Source organism: Colwellia chukchiensis (assembly GCF_002104455.1).
GTDB lineage: Bacteria > Pseudomonadota > Gammaproteobacteria > Enterobacterales > Alteromonadaceae > Cognaticolwellia > Cognaticolwellia chukchiensis.
The window spans coordinates 80138-97540 of sequence record NZ_NBOC01000007.1; the positions used below are offsets into that span (position 1 = coordinate 80138).

The window sequence follows — 17403 nt, forward strand, 5'->3', positions numbered from 1 at the left end:
AAGTCGGCATTTTAAATAAACAATCAATTCATACGTAAGGAAAAATCATGAAAGCACTATTACATAAACTATCAGTCTCATCAGCAGGTTACTCAGCATTAGCACTTCGTATACCTATTGGCATTATTTTTATGGCTCACGGTGCACAAAAGCTATTTGGTTGGTTTGGGGGCTACGGCCTCGAAGGCACAGGTGGTTGGATGGAGTCTATCGGTTTAGCGCCTGGCTTTATTATGGCGTTGTTAGCAGGTAGCGGTGAGTTTTTCGGCGGTTTGTTTATTTTGCTTGGCTTATTAACGCGGCCAGCGGCAATTGTTTTAGCCTTTACTATGGTGGTAGCGATTTTCTCAGTGCATTTTGCCAACGGCTTGTTTATGTCAAATAATGGTTATGAGTTTGGCTTATCTTTGTTAGCGGCTAGCGTTTCTTTAGCATTTTCTGGTGCGGGTAAACTGGCATTAGATAATAGCTTAGTGAAAAAGTTGAGTTAAAGACGTACCATTTTGATCGATAATTAAGACCCTAAGCGCGCAGGATAATAGCGATGCTTAGGGTTTATAGCTCATGAATCTATTAATAGTAGTGCCGTGTCAGAGGCTTAATATTAATTTAGCTAATGCGTCTTGAAGTTTTCTGTTATAGCATAGCTCTTTTCTAAATTTGGCAAAGTTTTTAAGAGAGTGCTATGTATCCGCTACAGTACATTGAACCTGTTTTTCGTCCCCCCAGTGAGTGGAAAAGTCTGATCTTACAAGTCACCAATGGTTGCTCCTGGAATCGCTGTACCTTTTGCGACATGTATACCGCAGAGAATAAAAAATTCAAGCCGAAAAAATTAGCCGATATTGAGCAAGAGTTGATAACGGTTGCTGAGTCGGGCTTAGCTACCGGGCGGGTTTTTCTAGCCGATGGCGATGCCATGATGCTGCCATTTAATCGCTTAAAAGATATTTTGTTGTTGATCAAGCAGTACTTACCCAATGTAACTCGGGTATCAAGCTATTGTTTGCCGAGAAACTTAACCAATAAAACCGTTCAGCAACTAGCCGAGCTAGCAAAGTTAGGGTTAACGCTAGTTTATGTTGGCTGCGAAAGCGGCGATGATGAAGTACTTGAACTGATAGAAAAAGGTGAAAGTTATCAAAGCTCATTAGTGGCGCTGCAAAAAATTAAGCAAGCGGGTATGAAAAGCTCAGTAATGATTTTAAATGGCTTGGGCGGCCCAGAGTTGTCTTTGCAACATGCGGTGAATTCGGCGCGACTGATGAATGAGGCGCAACCGGACTTTTTATCGACCTTAGTGGTCAGTTTTCCGCTTGGGGTTGAACGCTTTGCGGCAAACTTTACCCGCCACAACAAGCAAGCGTTTCGCCTATTAAATCAGCAAGAGCTCTTTAGTGAAATGAAAATATTATTATCTGCACTAGCGTTAGACAAAACCATATTCCGCTCAGATCACGCGTCGAACTACTTGGTGTTAAAAGGCGTGCTAGGTAAAGATAAAGCCCAGCTACTCAATACTGTGCAATTGGCGATTGAGCAATCTAACCAAATACCGATCCGGCAAGAGTGGCAGCGCGGGCTTTAATTTTACTAGATTTTTGCCTAAATCAAGACTGTAAGTCATGAGGACAAGCGACATTACGCTAAGTTAATGTCGCTTGATATTTAACTCGCTCGCCGTCAAACGCCGTCAAAAAAGCTCAGTTATAGCCTAGTACAAAACACAACTCAACATCTTGCTCTAGTGTTTTGGCATATAGGGCATTATCCAGTGCATCGCTTGTTTTAATTTCAGCAATTATTACAGAGTTTTTGCATACCGGAGACTCTTCAGCCTGGCTTGGTTTGTTTAAGGTAGTCAGTTGTTGCATTTTCTTCTCGTTAAATATCATTAAGTTAATTACCTAGGCGTGATATTAAAAACTTATTTAAAAACCAATGCTGACCGATATCGCCAGCAATATCATGGCAACAACAATGTAGATAGCCCAAAGCGGTAGAATAAACTTGGCCCATTGTGACCAACTGACTCTTGCGGTTGCTAAATACGCTAACAAGGTACCTGAAGTGGGTGTCAACATATTAGTAATGCCATTACCAAATAAAAATGCCAATACGGTTGTTTGAGGTGGTACGCCCGATAATTGTCCGATAGGGCCTAAAATCGGCATACTGACCGCAGCTTGTCCTGACGTTGACGGGATTAAAAAGTCGAGCAGGAGTTGGGAAATAAACATGCCGATGGCAGAAACAGTCGCCCCCTTATCGTCAATGATTGACATTAAAGAATAGACAATAGTGTCTAAAATTTGACCTTTTTCTAGGGTCACCGCGACGGCGGTGGCAACGCCAATTAAAAAGCTCGCCATTAATACTTTCTTCATGCCGCTGACAAAAGCATCAGCTGCGGCATTAGCACCTAATCCGCTCATGGCCGCTAAAACTATGCTTAGGCCAATATAATAGGCGGATAACGCGTGGTGTTTCCAGTGCCACTCGGTAGAGGCATAGACTAAAAAGCTAATGCCTGCTGCTAACGTAATTAACAATGCGGTATGGCGCGTTGATAGTTTATCGGCATTAAAGCTAATTTCAGCGTCTCGAACATGTCCTTCTCGTTTGATCATAACCAGCACAAAAATAATACCAATGATCAAAAACACCATGTAATACATAAACCTAATGCTGGCACCACTGAATATTTGTAAGCCAAGTAAAGGTTGAGCAATGGTCAGCGGCAGCGGGTTGGTTACTGAGGCTAAATAGCCTGCTTTTACAGATACACAAACAATAGCAAAACCTATGATATGTGACATACCTAAACGGTTTGCCATAGCAACCATTAGCGGGATCACCAAGAGATATTCAGAGGCTAAGCCTAAAAAGGTGCTGCCAGCCGATAACACAGTCATTAAGCTGATCACTAAAATATAAATATTGCCATTGACTAGGCTTAATAAGCGCTCGAGGCCTAAGTCTATGGTACCGGCTTTGGTTAATATGCCAAATAAGCCGCCAATAATTAACACCATAAAAATTAGCCCAGCACCACGCTCTAGCCCTTCAGGAATTGACATTAGTACGCCGCTAAAACTCACCGGATGTGCTAAGTTTTCTTGCTGAGCTGCTTGCTGATGAAAAATATCTTCAATCGCAATATTTTTCTCAATCACTTGATAGGTATTTGGCACCACAAGTTTGCCATCGCGTTGATAGCTACCTGAGTCAACGACATAAGTCATCGCCATGGCTAATAATAGAATACCCAACAAAATGATGATGGGATTCATAGTGTCTCGTTCTTTCTTGACGGCTTTAACCGCAGAGTGAGTCGCTTCGATGGTATGTTGTTTGCCTACGGACATGTCATTTTATTTCCAAAGTTATTTTCACTACAGCTGAAATATTTAAACATTAGCACTGACATAGTCTGCAATGTCTTTTACCACTTGGCTGATGTCTTGTTTAAAGTTGTGGTAGTTATCGTTTGGTGTAAAGGCTTTTTCATTCATATACAAGGCACGATTGATCTCAATTTGCATGCTATGTCTATTATCCTTGATATTGCCGTAATGTGTTACTAAATAACCGCCTTTATAGGGGGTGTTTCGTACCACGTTATAACCACGCTTACTAAACGCGTCTTCAACAACTTGCACGAATTCAGCCCCAGCCGCTTGCCCTAGGTTATCACCGAGAATAATATCGGGGCGAGCAACACCATTATCGATATTCATGCCGTTACCTTTTGACTTCATGGAGTGACAATCAATGTGCCAAACAGCGCCAAAGTCTTGATGAAGCTTGGCGAGGGTGGCGCTTAATGCTTGGTGGTATGGTTGGTAATAATGTTTAATTCTGTGCTCAATTTGCGCTCGGCTTAATGGCTCTTTATACATAGCAACATTAGGCAGTGCGTAGCGGCGGATCAGCCCCATACCACGTTCGCTATACTTTGTTGGTTGGCACTCATGCCACGGCGCATCAAGTAAAGCGGGATCAATATCATTGGGGGCTCGATTTGGGTCAATATACATTCTTGAAAAGTCAGCATGTAATAAATGCCCGCCAACTTTAACGGCATCTTGCCAAAGGTCGTCAATAAAGGCATCCCAACCGCTTTTAAGTTGGCTTAATGGTACCTCAGACTTAAAGTCTGAAGGAAAGTTAATGCCACTATGCGGCGAGTCGAAAACTAAAGGTAAGCAGTTTTCTTGACTAGGTGATAGAAGTGTAAACGGTAATTTCATTTGATAAATTATCCAAAACCGGTAAAGAGAATGTAACGAGAAATAATAAGCTAAGTGCCTGTGTTAACAGGCACTATCATGAATTTACAGGTTATAGCGTGTAATCCATTTGCACATAGAAATAGCGTCCAACGGGGTTATAGGTATTTTGATCAAAATTGATGTTTTTATTGGTTAACGAAGCAGGGGGTTGCTTATCGGCAATATTATTAACCCCTAACTTCACCTTTAATCCATTGTCAAAGTGATAACCTGCTGAAATGTTGTGATAAACGATAGAGCTTATGTCTCTGTCTTCGTTACTCACGGTTTCTGTGGTACCACCAATATATCGAGCGCTATAAGAAGCAAAGTAGTCATCGCGCTTCCAGTTGGCCGATATTGAGCTACGCCATTCAGGGAATGATTCTCTTGATGCGGCCGTGCCGACTTTATCTTCTTTTTGTGTACTGCCATCAGATAGGGTTGAAACTTCTGTTAACTCGTCAAGCTTGGAGAAGTTTGCCATGAAATCCCATTGACCACTGTTATCGTCTATACCGTAACGTATGACCATGTCCATACCAGCAACCGTAGTGCTGTTTAAGTTCACTGGACCATCAATGATATTGTCGATTTCACCTAGACTATTGCGGGTGATGACATCACAGTTTTTGTTTTTATAGGCACATAAATCAAGAATGTTTTGGGCGCCAAATTCACTGATAGTGTTATTAATATCAATGTTATACCAGTCAAGAGTGACACTAAAGTTTTCTAAAAACGTTGGCATGTAAATCAAGCCGTAAGAGGTATTTTCTGATGTCTCTGGTTGTAATAAGCGATTACCACCTGTGGTGATTTGCACATTACTATCCGGTTGCGTGTAGTCACCAGGGACACCTGCACAACCTGGTAAAGTGTTATCTGCAACACAAGGATCGGTAACGGCTTTAAAGGTAACCCGTTGTCCTTCAAACAACTCTAAAATTGATGGCGCTCTAAAACCTTCAGCCCATGTTGCTCTAAAAGATAAACCTTCTGTAGGGGTATATAAAATACCGGCTTTACTATTGGTCGTGCTACCAAAAGTGCTGTAATCAGAAAATCGCGTTGCTAAGTTTAACTCTAAGTATTCTGCCATGGGTTCACCGTCTAATAATGGCACGTTAAACTCAACGTAAGCTTCTTTTAGATCGTATTCACCTGTGGTACCTAAGCGGGGTGAAGAAGATGTCGTGCGATAGCTATTAATGCGCGGTGAAGAGCCAATAATGCTATCTGGTGTATCTTGACCTTTTTCTTTGCGATATTCTATGCCCATGGCCATGGCTAAATCACCGGCAGGTAACTCCATTAAGAAGCCACTGGCATTGAGGGTAAAGTCAATTTGGCTAGCTTTGTTTTTATCATGGCCAGTAAAATTAATATAATCAACCATTTGTGCTGTTAGCGGGTTAAATAAGTTTACCGGTACACAGTCTGCGGCCAGATCAGAGACATCTGCGGAAATTCCTGTGGTATTACAGGCACGCAATGCTAAGGCTAACTTATCTAAGTGCATTTGATTGTGTGAAGTAAATTCACCTTTATTTTCCGCCCAAGATAGGTAGCTGTCCCAACTCCAGTCATCATTAATTTCGCCATCTAAGCCAATACCAAGACGCACTGTTTCAACATCTTGGGCATTTACACGGTAGCCATTGTCGGTAAAAAATGCGCTATGACGAAAATCACTACCAGAAAACTCAACGCCAAACGGGTTTACTGATGGGTCATTAGCAATCATAAAGCCTCGGCTGCCTCTAACGGCAGATAGTGCTTGTGAAAACTGTTGATCAGACTTGCGATTATTATATAAGGCTTCAACTTTTAAATTAATATCATCAAAAGGAACAATCGCTTGTGCATATAATGAGGTACGCTTACTGGGGCCAGTTACATAGTTGTTATGGTAGCGATTATATTTATCATCGCCAGATGCCGCGCGCCAGTTATCAGTATTAGCACCGTCTGTGCCCGGATCTCGGGTGATGCCAGCACTGGGTACATCAAATCCCACCATGGCTTGTAAATCATTCTCTCTAAATAAGCCTTCAGGTGTCGCCGCCGTTAAGCCATTTAAAGGTACAGCAGTTAACGCTCTGTCTTGGGTATAAATTGGCTTTTGATCGGTATAGCTGGCGGCAAACATTAAGTTACTATCGCCAAAATCTTTACCCCATAAAAAATCAATATTGGCAGTTTCACGATCGCCTTGTGACGACTGACCATAATAAGTTTTGATTTTGCTACCAACATAATCAGCATGGGTATAAATATTGACAACACCGGCAATAGCATCAGCACCATAAATGGCGGTAGCACCGTCTTGTAATACTTCAACACGGTTAACAATTGCTTGTGGTATGGTGTTCATATCAACAAAATCACGAAAACCACGGGTACCCGCGCCATTAACCCAACGTTGACCATTAACTAATACTAATGATCTATTCGCGCCTAGATTACGCAAATTTAAGCTACTTGAGCCATGACTTGTTCCAGATGAGCCATTGCCGTTTAAGCTAGAGCCAACCGAGGGTAACTCTTGTAGTACTTCGCCAAGGGACATGGCACCGGTTTGATTTAGCGCTTCAAAGTCAAGGTCTTGCACTGGGCTTGGGGTTTCACTTTGACGTTTAATTCTTGAGCCTGTGATTGAAATTACTTCTACTTTTTTCAGGCCATCAGCTGCTTGTGCTTGCACGTGAGACGTTAGTCCTAAACTGCTTGCGCTAATAATGGCAAGGGTAATGGCTGACTTGCGAAACAATTGTTTATTCATCTTGTTGTTCTCCAGACTCTTTTATTAATTTGGTCGATTTATGCAGTGTTTTTTACACTTTACAACTATCAAGACTTTATGCAATATTATTGAATTACTGCATTGTGGTATTACAAATTGTTATAGGGTGGAGCTGTGACTGTTGCAATCAACAACATTAATATTAAAAGTCTAGAAGCGTTTAGGGCCATTATTCAAACCGGATCTGCCACAGCCGCGGGTAAACAATTGGGCTTAACCCAACCTGGCATTAGTCGGTTACTGGCATTATTAGAAGAGCATGTCGGCTTTCAGTTGTTTTATCGCGAAAAAGGCCGTCTAATCCCAAGTGATGAGGCATTAGCTTTGGTCAAGGAAGTCGAGCTGACCTTAAACAGTGTTGAAAGGATATCGCTACTAGCGAAAAATATTGCACAATCTAACCTGGGTTTGTTGAAAATAGTTGCGCCAAATAGTTTTATTGCTGGGCCATTGGCAGAGGCGGTCGCCAGTTTTTTGCAAGAGCATCCACAAGTTAACGTTAGTTTAGATACCCATAGTCCTGAGCGGGCGCGGGAAATTGTTGCTCGACGTTCCGCTAACTGTGGCTTTATTCAACTGCCTGAAAATCACCCTGGCCTGATTTGTGAAAGTATTATTACTAGCGGCACAGTTTGTGCGATTTCGCGGCAACATAGGCTGGCCAAAAATAAAAAAATTACCCCTAAAGACTTAGACAATGAAGACTTAATTTTGTTAGGTAAGGGGCGCTATTCTCGCCAGCAAATTGAGAGTATATTTCGCAAAAAAAATATTTCTATGCAAGTAAAAGTAGAAACCCATACTGTGGCAATCGCTTGCACTTTTGCCAAAATGAATGTTGGCATTGCTATTGTTAATGAACTACTAGCGAAACAATATGAAGCTAAGGGTTTGGTTTTGGTGCCGTTTAGTCCAGCTATTAAGCATGAATATGGCTTTATTATCTCAGCTCATGCGCCTATGAATCGGCTGACGCAGTCGTTTTATCAACACTGTAAAGCATATTTTTCGAGCAATGTTAGTGCGCTGTAATAGGTGGATTCGCACTAGTCATTACTTTTGATCACAGGTAACGAATTTACTCAAGGGTTTTTATGATTACAAAACTTCCGCGTTGGGTTGAATATGGCGCTTTTATCTTGTCGCTGATAGCAGGGCTAGTTAACGCTGTCGGCTTGTTAGGTTTTAAACACCAAGCCATTTCACACTTATCAGGTACCGCCACTTTACTAGGTACTGGGTTATTGAACAATAACTTTTCAGAGTTGATCTATTTTTTACTGATTATTGTTAGCTTTATTCTTGGTGCGGCAATGTCGGGTTATTTTTTACGCAGTGGCGCACTTAAGTTGGGGCGAAATTACAGTGCTTTGCTTTATTTGGAAATGGTGTTTCTTATTGGCGCAAGTTATTTTTTAATGCAGGGCTCGGCAAATGGTATTTACTTAGCGTCGGCGGCGTGTGGTTTGCAAAATGCTTTTGCTAGCACTTATAGTGGCGCCATTGTGCGTACCACACACTTAACAGGTATTTTTACTGATTTAGGCTTAATGTTAGGGGCAAAATTACGAGGTCAGGCCTTTGATGAAAGAAAAGCATTGTTACTGCTTTTGATCATGAGCGGCTTTATTGCTGGCGGTACCATAGGTGCTTATTGTTATGCGCTGTTTAAGTTTCAAGCGTTATTGATACCTGCTGGCATATGCTTGCTACTGGCGATTTCTTATAGCATTTATAGTCGCAAGATAAATTCGAAATAAAGCGTACGCTTTAACCTTAGGCAAGCGAAATATAGGCCATAAATGTTGGAATAACACTTTTTTACTGTTTTGTGAAAATAAATGCGCCTATAATTCTTTTTCTCCGCTTTTCAGCTTAAGTGGAACTACTCTGTACTTACTTGTCTGTCACTAGTGTCTTTGAGTTTTTTGTACTCATCAAATTAAAGTTTTGTTAGAATTTCGCATTAAATATTTTTGCTAAGGATATGAGTTTTGTTTGTTGGTCGCTTTAAAAATATAAGTTTTAAAGGTGATATCTTTGGTGGTGTCACAACCGCAATTATTTCCTTACCGCTAGCCCTTGCCTTTGGTGTAGCTTCAGGCGCTGGCGCAGAAGCAGGGTTGTGGGGCGCTATTTTAGTCGGTTTTTTTGCTGCCTTGTTTGGTGGCTCAACGTCACTGATTTCTGAGCCAACCGGACCAATGACAGTGATCATGACTGCGGTGTTAACCAGCATGATGGCAAAATACCCAGAAACTGGCATGGCAATGACCTTTACCGTGGTGATGATGGCAGGGGCCTTCCAAATATTAATAGGCACCCTGAAACTGGGTAAATATATAACTTTAATGCCCTACAGTGTTATTTCAGGGTTTATGTCAGGCATTGGCGTTATTTTAATTATTCTACAATTATCACCACTGCTGGGGCAGGCAGCGCCCGCTGGTGGTGTGGTTGGTACATTGGGTGCATTGCCCGAGACCTTAAGTAATATAAAATTTAGCGAGCTGTTTCTTGGCATACTTACCTTAGCGGTTTTATTTTACTTTCCTAAACAATACCGAAAATACGTGCCGGCACAATTAGTGGCGTTAGTGGCGGTGACTTTATTATCTATCGTGATATTTGATAGCGACAGTATTCGCCGGATAGGGGAGATTCCTGCTGGCTTGCCCTCATTAGTAATGCCGCACTTTACGGCTGATATGTTCATGACCATGGTAGTCGATGCCTTGGTATTAGGTACCTTAGGTAGCATAGACACTTTGTTAACCGCGGTTATTGCTGACTCGCTAACCCGTAGCGAGCACAATTCAGATAAAGAACTACGCGGGCAAGGGTTGGCCAATATGATTTCTGGCTTATTTGGTGCGCTGCCTGGCGCTGGTGCCACTATGGGGACAGTCACTAACATTCAAGTAGGCGCGGGCTCGCCATTATCGGGTATTGTCAGGGCTTTGGTTTTAGCCTTGGTGGTATTGATAGCGGCTGGGCTCACCGAGCCTATCCCTATGGCGGTGCTAGCCGGTATTGCGGTGTATGTTGGCTTTAATATTCTCGATTGGAGTTTTATTCAGCGCGCCCATAAAGTCAGCTTGCAAGGCATGGTGATCATGTATGGTGTGATGCTACTCACGGTATTTGTTGATTTAATAGTTGCCGTAGGCTTAGGGGTATTTATCTCCAATATTATCGTTATTGAACAATTAAGCCGCACACAAGCGCAACAAGTTGAGGCCATTAGTGATAATCATCAAGATGTTGTGCCGCTGCAAGAAGATGAACAAGCATTGCTCGATCGTGCCAATGGTAAAGTGTTATTTTTCTACTTATCTGGCCCAATGATATTTAGTGTCTCAAAAGCGATTTCTCGTCAACATAGCAGTGTTGGTGACTTTCAAGCCATGATCTTAGATTTAACCGATGTACCTATGTTTGATGTAACCGTAGGTTTAGCACTAGAAAATGCCATTAAAGACGCGCAAGAAGCGCAGTGCCAAGTGTTCTTGGTTTGTCCAAATCAGCAAACTCGCCAGCAACTTGCTAAGTTTAAGCTACTTGAAATGGTACCAGCAGAAAATACTTATATTAATCGCCAACAAGCATTACAAGCATCACTAGACTTTGTCGAGCCAAGTACTAGCACAGCGACTTTACCAGCTTAACCTTGGTGTTAGCTCAAGCAAATAGCAAAGCCTTTACATCAACGGGCTTTGCTATTTTTTTATATGCTATAGACGGTTAACGTAAGTGATTCAGTCATTGTAGTTAGCAAGCCATCTCAATGCCTAATTTAGCTGTTTTACCTGTTGCTATTTTCCTCACTAGGCGTTTGTTTTTTATACGAATTTAGGTTTTATTGCTTAATATTAACACTTGTTACAAAAATAACGCGGTTAATGGCTTATAGTAGTGGCATTCTCGCTCGCTTTAGATTAAATTCATCGCCTTAAATTTACAGTTAACCAGAGCGCCTTCATATGATAGATAATACTCTCCCACAACTCGAACAACTGATTGAACAAATCATAGCGAAAAACACCCAATTAAAAAGCCAAGTCGCGGCATTAGAGCAACAAAAGTCGGCGTTAGCAGAAGAAAACGAAATGTTGCAACTTGAAGCGCTTGAAAACGAAGAAAAGCAAAAACAGGCCAGCACAGTTTTATCAAATCTACTAGATAAATTGCAAAGTGTAGAAGAGCTTAGTTAATGTTAGTTGAAGACTCTAAAGGGATCAGCATTGAAATTATGGGCAAGCAGCATAAGATTGCTTGCTCAGCTGAACAAGCAGAGGATTTAAAACAAGCCGCGCAAAATCTTGCCACAATGTGCGATGAAATTAAGCAACAAAAAGGCACGGCAAGTAGCGAGCGGGCATTACTTGTTGCGTCGATTAATTTAAGTTACTCGCTACTGCTAGCCAATAAAACCATTAAAGGTTTTCAACGTGGTCACAATGCATTACTTACTCAGCTAAAAAGCGCGTTATAGCTTTGCACTTTTGATGATAAGCAAAGCTGCAAGGTGATAACGCGACAAAAAATGCGACTGTGTTAGGTCGCATTTTGCTGAATAATCGCCAAACTCAAGCGCGTAATAAGCGACTGAGCAGCATAGCGTTTTATTAAGGAACACCCCGATTATGGCTGATGCCAACATAGAATTTAAAGGGTCAAGTTTTACCCTGTCTATATTACATTTAAAAACGTCAAACTTAACCAATATTGGCGCTGATTTACAGGCAAAAGTAGCGCAAGCCCCTGATTTTTTCCATTTACTACCCGTTGTTGTGAATGTTGCGCAATTCGCAGATTCCGTTGATTATCAAGCACTAAAAACTTTAGTTGAGGCCGCTAATTTTACCTTTGTTGGTTTTACTGGCACGGTCAGCAAAGCGCAACGACAACGGATTCGAGACTTAGGATTCTCTTTTGTGAATACCGCTAAACAGACCAGTGCAGAGCAGGTAGCGGCGCAGCAAACAAATGTATCAACCAACCCGGAAGCCAACGCAGCGGCGGTGGCAAACCTAGGCTTTAGTGACAAGGTGCATCAAGGGCAAATACGCTCAGGACAACAAGTCTATGCCAAAGCACAAAACTTAGTGATTATTGGCTCAGTATCGGCAGGAGCAGAAGTGATTGCCGATGGGAATATTCATGTGTACGGTTCGCTGCGTGGTCGCGCCATCGCAGGGGCTAGAGGGCATGATAAAGCCCAAGTCTATTGTCAAAAACTTGAAGCAGAATTAGTGTCAATTAATGGGCATTACTGGCTTAGCGAGTCTATGACAGAACTTTGGGGTGAAGCAGCTTATTTGCAATTGACTGATAGTGAGCTAACTGCTGCAAAACTGAGCTAAGTTAACCGCTGAATAATGTGTTTTATATTTAAATAAAATCAAGGGTTTGACTCCCGAGTTTAGACAAGTTAGCGTTAAGCTAAAGTTTGCTAAAACACACAGTTTTAGTCGAAATATTGGGCATAACGTCCGTTTTTTAGTCAGCACAATAAGGTGCTGGTTGTTTTGTTATCATTTTTTAAGGATATTCGGTCCATGGCACGAATAATAGTAGTTACTTCCGGCAAAGGGGGTGTTGGTAAAACAACATCAAGTGCGGCCATTGGTCTTGGCTTAGCATTAAAAGGTCATAAAGTTGTTTTAATTGATTTTGATATAGGCTTACGAAATCTTGATTTAATTATGGGCTGTGAACGCCGCGTTGTATATGATTTTGTTAATGTGATCAACGGTGAAGCAAGTTTAAATCAAGCGCTGATTAAAGATAAACGGGTTAGCAGCCTATCTATCTTACCCGCATCACAAACGCGTGATAAAGACGCACTTACTAAAGAAAGCGTCGGCAAGGTGTTAGATGAGCTTAGCCAGAGTTATGATTATATTATATGTGACTCACCCGCAGGCATTGAAGCAGGTGCCATGATGGCCCTTTATTTTGCTGATGAAGCGATAGTCACCACCAATCCTGAGGTTTCGTCAGTGCGAGACTCAGACCGTATTTTAGGTATGCTGGCAAGTCGTTCACGCCGCGCTGAGCAAGGCTTAGAGCCCATTAAAGAGCATTTATTATTAACCCGTTATTCCCCTAAACGAGTTGCAGAAGGTGAAATGCTCAGTGTTGAAGACGTTGAAGATATTCTTTCTATTCCATTATTAGGTGTGATCCCAGAGTCTCAAGCCGTGCTGAAAGCGTCAAATGCCGGTGAGCCCGTGATCCTTGATACTGAAAGTGACGCCGGACAAGCCTATCAAGATGTTATAGAGCGCTTGCTAGGGGAAACGGTAGATTTTAGGTTTTTAGTTGCCGAGAAAAAAGGCATTTTCAGTCGTATGTTCGGAGGATAACATGGCACTACTCGATTATTTTTCTCGTAAAAAAGAAAAGCAGGTAAGCACGGCGTCGAAAGCCAAAGAGCGCCTACAAATTATTGTTGCTCATGAACGTAATAGTCGCCATAAACAGCCGGATTATCTACCGCAGCTTACCGAAGATATTCTCAAAGTGCTGCGCAAGTACATAAAAGTGTCAGATGAAAGCTTTTCCATAAACCTAGACAAAAAAGACGGTGACTTGAATGTGTTAGAGCTTAATATTGAGTTACATGACGAGCAAGCGAGTTAAATTGCTCTTATGAGCTAATTTATAACGTTAACCTTCGATGCGCACTTTTTATTACGGAAATTTCATTGTCAAGGTTATCAGTCGTTAAAACGGCTGATAATCATTAACAGCTAGATAAGTTAAGGCAATTGCTTAATAAGTTCTAGTTAACAAAAATAACATACGAAAACCAGACTTGTTAAAACACAGGGCAGAATATCTTGTTGGCGTGATAAGGCCAGAGTAGCCATTAAAAAACACCACAATTAAAAACAATAAAGCCCTGCAATGCAGGGCTTTATTGTTTTTAAATTGGTCGGAGTAGCAAGATTCGAACTTGCGACCTCACGTCCCCCAGACGCACGCGCTACCAGGCTGCGCTATACCCCGAATATAAGCTTAATGGGGTTAAAAGCTTATGCGGGCTATATTAATGATTTATGTTTTAAATGCAATGAAAAAACGCGCCATTGTGCTCAAGCGCTTAATTATTGTGCGTTTTTTCCCTGTTGACTAAATTGCTTGATAAAATGGACACCGTCTATCATTAATGGAAAGTCTGGCTTAGCGGTAATTGGCGCAGCAAGTTGAATAGAATAGCTTTGAAAATTGCCATTTTGATCAACAAACATTGATTTATCTTTATTAAATACCACTATGCCTTTATCCATGGTATTCGCTATGATGCGATCGTGATTTAAGGCTTTTATATCAGTGCCATTACTGTAGCTTTTTGCCGCTATATCACAGCCTAACCAATGTTTGATCATAGTCGGTTGAATATCCATATGACTCGTCAATTGTTTAATTGCCTTGTTGTCACTGTTAGGCAAAACAAGTAAGGCTGGCTTTATTGATAAACTGCTATCTGTGTCGCTGTTGCCAATAGAGCTGATCCAAAGAATATCTTTTTCTGCTTTCTTTCCTTGCGCTAGCATGAGTGCGTCTAAAAACAATTGAAATTGATAGCTATTATCGCCTTGGAAATAAAAGATATGTAAACCGGCCGGGTAGCTATTGAGTTTATCAGCAAATACTAAGCTGGATATATCATCTAGCTGCGTTGTCACGGGAAAAAGCGTGGTAAGCGAGGTTAACAGATCATTATTCTGTTGAACCGCGGTGACGTTGTCAGTTGCATCTACTAGGGTAAAAGACGTCGCTAACTGTTTGTCGTCAATTACTTGAAAGAGCATAGGCTTAGTTTTTTGCTTGCTTATCGCGTCTTTATAGATAGTCGGTAAACTATAAAACAAGTTAAACCAGGCCTCTTTGGGTAACGCGTTATCTATATGATTGTCTAACGACAGGCGACCCTGCTTGATTCTTTGTTTAATATGGTTAAGTTGTTGGCTTTTTAGTGTTTGGTCAGTTAACACCATAAACACTGATTGTGTTAAAGCTTGTTGGTGTTGACATTGACCTTGGTAACTTGGGTACTGGGGAATATCATCGGTAAAGGCCAGTGGGCTGGTACGGCGCGCGATATAATCTTCTCGATCAAACATGCCATATTTGGTCAGCAACGTTTTTGCCGTTGATGGGTAAGACAAAGGTAAAACCGTGTCTTGGCGCAGCACATCATATTCTAAATTAGCATCTGCCCAAATATGGGTGATATGACTAAAAAAGAACAATATCACTAAGGGGCCGACAATAAAGCGTGCAAAAACGGTTTTTTGTAATTCTTGTAAGTGTTTCCAAGCATAGTTAGAGCTTAGCAATTGAAATGCTAATATCACTAAGGTTAATACTAAGCTGACAAACCAAAATGCGCGGCTATTTTGTTGTATTTCATTGTTGATTAATTCCAGAATTGGCGCACTGGACGAAATATTTAAGTGATAACCTAAACGCGTGTATATAAAAGCGTCGAGTAATAAAAGTAACAACTCGGCGGTGAAGATAATTGAGGCCACAAAGCGAATAAAGCGAGTGCGTGGAAACATTAAAATGATGGGGAATAATATCAGCACAAAACTCATGAAGGTGAGAAAGGCCATATGGCTTAACCAAGTGCTGACTAAATAGGCTTTACCGAGTATGGTTTCCGGCATTGATTCACTAAAAATATAAATAGATGACAATAATATTGCCGCTAAAATATTAAAAAAGGTGAACCAATGGCTCCAGCTAACTAGCTGCAATAGGCGCTTACTATAGGGTTTAGATTCAAATGAAACCATCGCGTCGCTTTATTCTCTTTATTATTGTTAAAAGGTAATATTTTTTTAATTAGAATTTTGTATAGATTTTTTCAAGGCACTGGTAAAATTGTCAACTATAACCTCATGTTGAGCTTCAGGAACATTATTTAAAATAATTTCTGTTAAGGTATTTCCTAAGCACATCATGGCCAGATCAGGGTTTGCAGACTCTTTAACGAGCACATCATGCAATTGTTGAATAATATTTTCTACACGTTCGTTGGAATACTTGGATACAATAGGCATCTTAAACACTTAATGGTAATTTAATAAACAAACCTAGAGTTTATCAAATGACCGAACAATATAATACTGACCATTATCTATGAGCTTAATAATTTCTAATATCGCACTGCATTTTATAGCAAAAAAAGAAGAAACAGGGGAGATTTTACTCAAGTTAGGCCCAGAAAACGTTGCCGCAAACAGTAAAATTGAAAACTTTGTTGATGCCCTACATAAAATATATAACAGCAAAGGCAGTAAAGCCTATGGCCATTTTTCGTCAATGCCAGCAGAAGGCGATCGGGCGAGATTTGTTGATATCATGGCCAGTTACTTAAGTGATAGCCAAAGTTTTCATGACTTTAGTAGCCAAGCCGCTAATTTGTTAAAAAATGAATTAGAAAAATATGATCTTGCAGAAACTGGCTATTTAACCATATGTCATTATGAATACATGGGCGGGCGTTATTTACTGGCGGCAATTATTCCTATTTCTGAGCATTACTCAGTTGATGGAGAATTAAATATCTCAGCTGATCAGCACCTTGACACCAATAAGTTACAGTTGGCGGCTCGAATTGATTTATTTGATTATCAAAACAATGCCGAAGGCAATCGTTACATTTCGTTTATAAAAGGTCGTGCCGGTCGTAAAGTTTCTGACTTCTTTTTAGACTTTCTAAGTTGTGAAGAAGGCTTAAACGCGAAAGAGCAAACCCAAACCTTAGTGCAAGCCGTGGAAGATTTTGTCGCGGTTAACCAATTTGACGCTAACGAAAAACAACAAACTCGAAAAGAGCTGCTTAGTTATTGTAAAGAGCAAAAAGAGGCGGCCCAAGATGTTTCCTTGCAAGAACTCGGTCATGTGATTAAAAGTGAAGAAAGCGGCGAAGACTTTTATAAATTTTGTCAGCAACAAGCATACCCGATAGAAGAATCTTTCCCACATGATCAAGCTGTGGTCAATAAGGTCACTAAGTACTCTGGTTATGGTAATGGTATCAGTTTAAGTTTTGAACGCAGCCATTTTGGTGAAGATGTAGTTTATAACCCAAGTAATGACAGCATTACTATTTATAAAGTACCACCAAACCTAAAAGATCAACTGTTGGCGTTACTCGAGCAAAATAGCTCACAAAGTCAAGCAGCTGCGAGCAAGCTTGTAACTGACGGTGACGACAAAGACAGTGAATTTTAACCAGTAGCACAAATAGCTATGGAAACCCGCTATAATGTCGCCCAACGGGCACAAATAAAACAAAAT

General features: G+C 41.0%; 17 protein-coding genes and 1 tRNA gene. 11 read left to right on the plus strand and 7 right to left on the minus strand.

What is annotated here, in order from left to right; genetic code table 11:
* The first annotated feature begins 47 nt into the window (after positions 1 to 47).
* Complete coding sequence (locus B6K83_RS09875; protein ID WP_085284759.1) at positions 48 to 491, plus strand: DoxX family protein; 444 nt, start codon at positions 48 to 50, stop codon at positions 489 to 491.
* A gap of 194 nt (positions 492 to 685) precedes the next feature.
* Positions 686 to 1588 (plus strand): radical SAM protein, encoded by a 903-nt coding sequence (locus B6K83_RS09880; protein WP_085284760.1) that lies wholly within the window; start codon positions 686 to 688, stop codon positions 1586 to 1588.
* A gap of 115 nt (positions 1589 to 1703) precedes the next feature.
* On the opposite strand, the gene B6K83_RS18210 is transcribed toward B6K83_RS09880, so the two are convergent.
* The 4 genes from B6K83_RS18210 to B6K83_RS09895 all read right to left on the minus strand — a co-directional run bounded on the left by B6K83_RS18210 (position 1704) and on the right by B6K83_RS09895 (position 7059).
* A complete protein-coding gene (locus B6K83_RS18210) occupies positions 1704 to 1895 on the minus strand; it encodes a hypothetical protein (protein WP_139175529.1) in 192 nt (63 codons plus the stop codon).
* 36 nt (positions 1896 to 1931) lie between these two features.
* The gene (locus B6K83_RS09885; RefSeq protein ID WP_085284761.1) at positions 1932 to 3368 is read right to left on the minus strand and encodes a YfcC family protein; all 1437 of its coding nucleotides are present in this window, start codon (positions 3366 to 3368) and stop codon (positions 1932 to 1934) included.
* 42 nt (positions 3369 to 3410) lie between these two features.
* Positions 3411 to 4253, minus strand: coding sequence for an N-formylglutamate amidohydrolase (locus B6K83_RS09890; RefSeq protein ID WP_085284762.1), 843 nt, complete (start codon positions 4251 to 4253; stop codon positions 3411 to 3413).
* 91 nt (positions 4254 to 4344) lie between these two features.
* Positions 4345 to 7059, minus strand: coding sequence for a TonB-dependent receptor domain-containing protein (locus B6K83_RS09895; protein ID WP_085284763.1), 2715 nt, complete (start codon positions 7057 to 7059; stop codon positions 4345 to 4347).
* 135 nt (positions 7060 to 7194) lie between these two features.
* Here B6K83_RS09895 and B6K83_RS09900 point away from each other — a divergent pair, with 135 nt between their 5' ends.
* The 8 genes from B6K83_RS09900 (at position 7195) to minE (ending at position 13728) form a co-directional block, all read left to right on the plus strand.
* Entirely contained in the window at positions 7195 to 8112 is a 918-nt protein-coding gene (locus tag B6K83_RS09900; RefSeq protein WP_092251285.1) for a LysR family transcriptional regulator, read from the plus strand.
* A 62-nt stretch (positions 8113 to 8174) separates the two neighbouring features.
* Positions 8175 to 8840, plus strand: a complete 666-nt coding sequence (locus B6K83_RS09905; RefSeq protein WP_085284764.1) for a YoaK family protein — start codon at positions 8175 to 8177, stop codon at positions 8838 to 8840.
* 234 nt (positions 8841 to 9074) lie between these two features.
* On the plus strand, positions 9075 to 10748 hold the full coding sequence (locus tag B6K83_RS09910; RefSeq protein WP_085284765.1) for a SulP family inorganic anion transporter: 1674 nt from the start codon (positions 9075 to 9077) through the stop codon (positions 10746 to 10748).
* Between the two features lie 315 nt (positions 10749 to 11063).
* Complete coding sequence (locus tag B6K83_RS09915) at positions 11064 to 11294, plus strand: DUF904 domain-containing protein (protein ID WP_085284766.1); 231 nt, start codon at positions 11064 to 11066, stop codon at positions 11292 to 11294.
* Positions 11294 to 11575 (plus strand): cell division protein ZapA, encoded by a 282-nt coding sequence (locus tag B6K83_RS09920; RefSeq protein WP_085284767.1) that lies wholly within the window; start codon positions 11294 to 11296, stop codon positions 11573 to 11575. The genes B6K83_RS09915 and B6K83_RS09920 overlap by 1 nt, the downstream gene beginning before the upstream one ends.
* 151 nt (positions 11576 to 11726) lie before the next feature.
* Positions 11727 to 12446, plus strand: coding sequence for a septum site-determining protein MinC (minC, locus tag B6K83_RS09925; RefSeq protein WP_085284768.1), 720 nt, complete (start codon positions 11727 to 11729; stop codon positions 12444 to 12446).
* A gap of 195 nt (positions 12447 to 12641) precedes the next feature.
* Entirely contained in the window at positions 12642 to 13451 is an 810-nt protein-coding gene (minD, locus tag B6K83_RS09930) for a septum site-determining protein MinD (protein ID WP_085284769.1), read from the plus strand.
* A 1-nt stretch (position 13452) separates the two neighbouring features.
* Entirely contained in the window at positions 13453 to 13728 is a 276-nt protein-coding gene (minE, locus tag B6K83_RS09935) for a cell division topological specificity factor MinE (RefSeq protein WP_085284770.1), read from the plus strand.
* A 292-nt stretch (positions 13729 to 14020) separates the two neighbouring features.
* Here the strand turns inward: minE and B6K83_RS09940 are convergent.
* The 3 genes from B6K83_RS09940 to B6K83_RS09950 form a co-directional block, all read right to left on the minus strand.
* Positions 14021 to 14097, minus strand: a tRNA-Pro gene (locus tag B6K83_RS09940).
* A gap of 98 nt (positions 14098 to 14195) precedes the next feature.
* Complete coding sequence (locus tag B6K83_RS09945) at positions 14196 to 15893, minus strand: DUF3413 domain-containing protein (protein ID WP_085284771.1); 1698 nt, start codon at positions 15891 to 15893, stop codon at positions 14196 to 14198.
* Between the two features lie 45 nt (positions 15894 to 15938).
* Positions 15939 to 16160 (minus strand): YejL family protein, encoded by a 222-nt coding sequence (locus tag B6K83_RS09950; protein WP_085284772.1) that lies wholly within the window; start codon positions 16158 to 16160, stop codon positions 15939 to 15941.
* Between the two features lie 79 nt (positions 16161 to 16239).
* On the opposite strand from B6K83_RS09950, the gene yejK reads away from it, so the two are divergent.
* Positions 16240 to 17337, plus strand: a complete 1098-nt coding sequence (yejK, locus tag B6K83_RS09955; RefSeq protein ID WP_085284773.1) for a nucleoid-associated protein YejK — start codon at positions 16240 to 16242, stop codon at positions 17335 to 17337.
* Positions 17338 to 17403 lie beyond the last annotated feature (66 nt).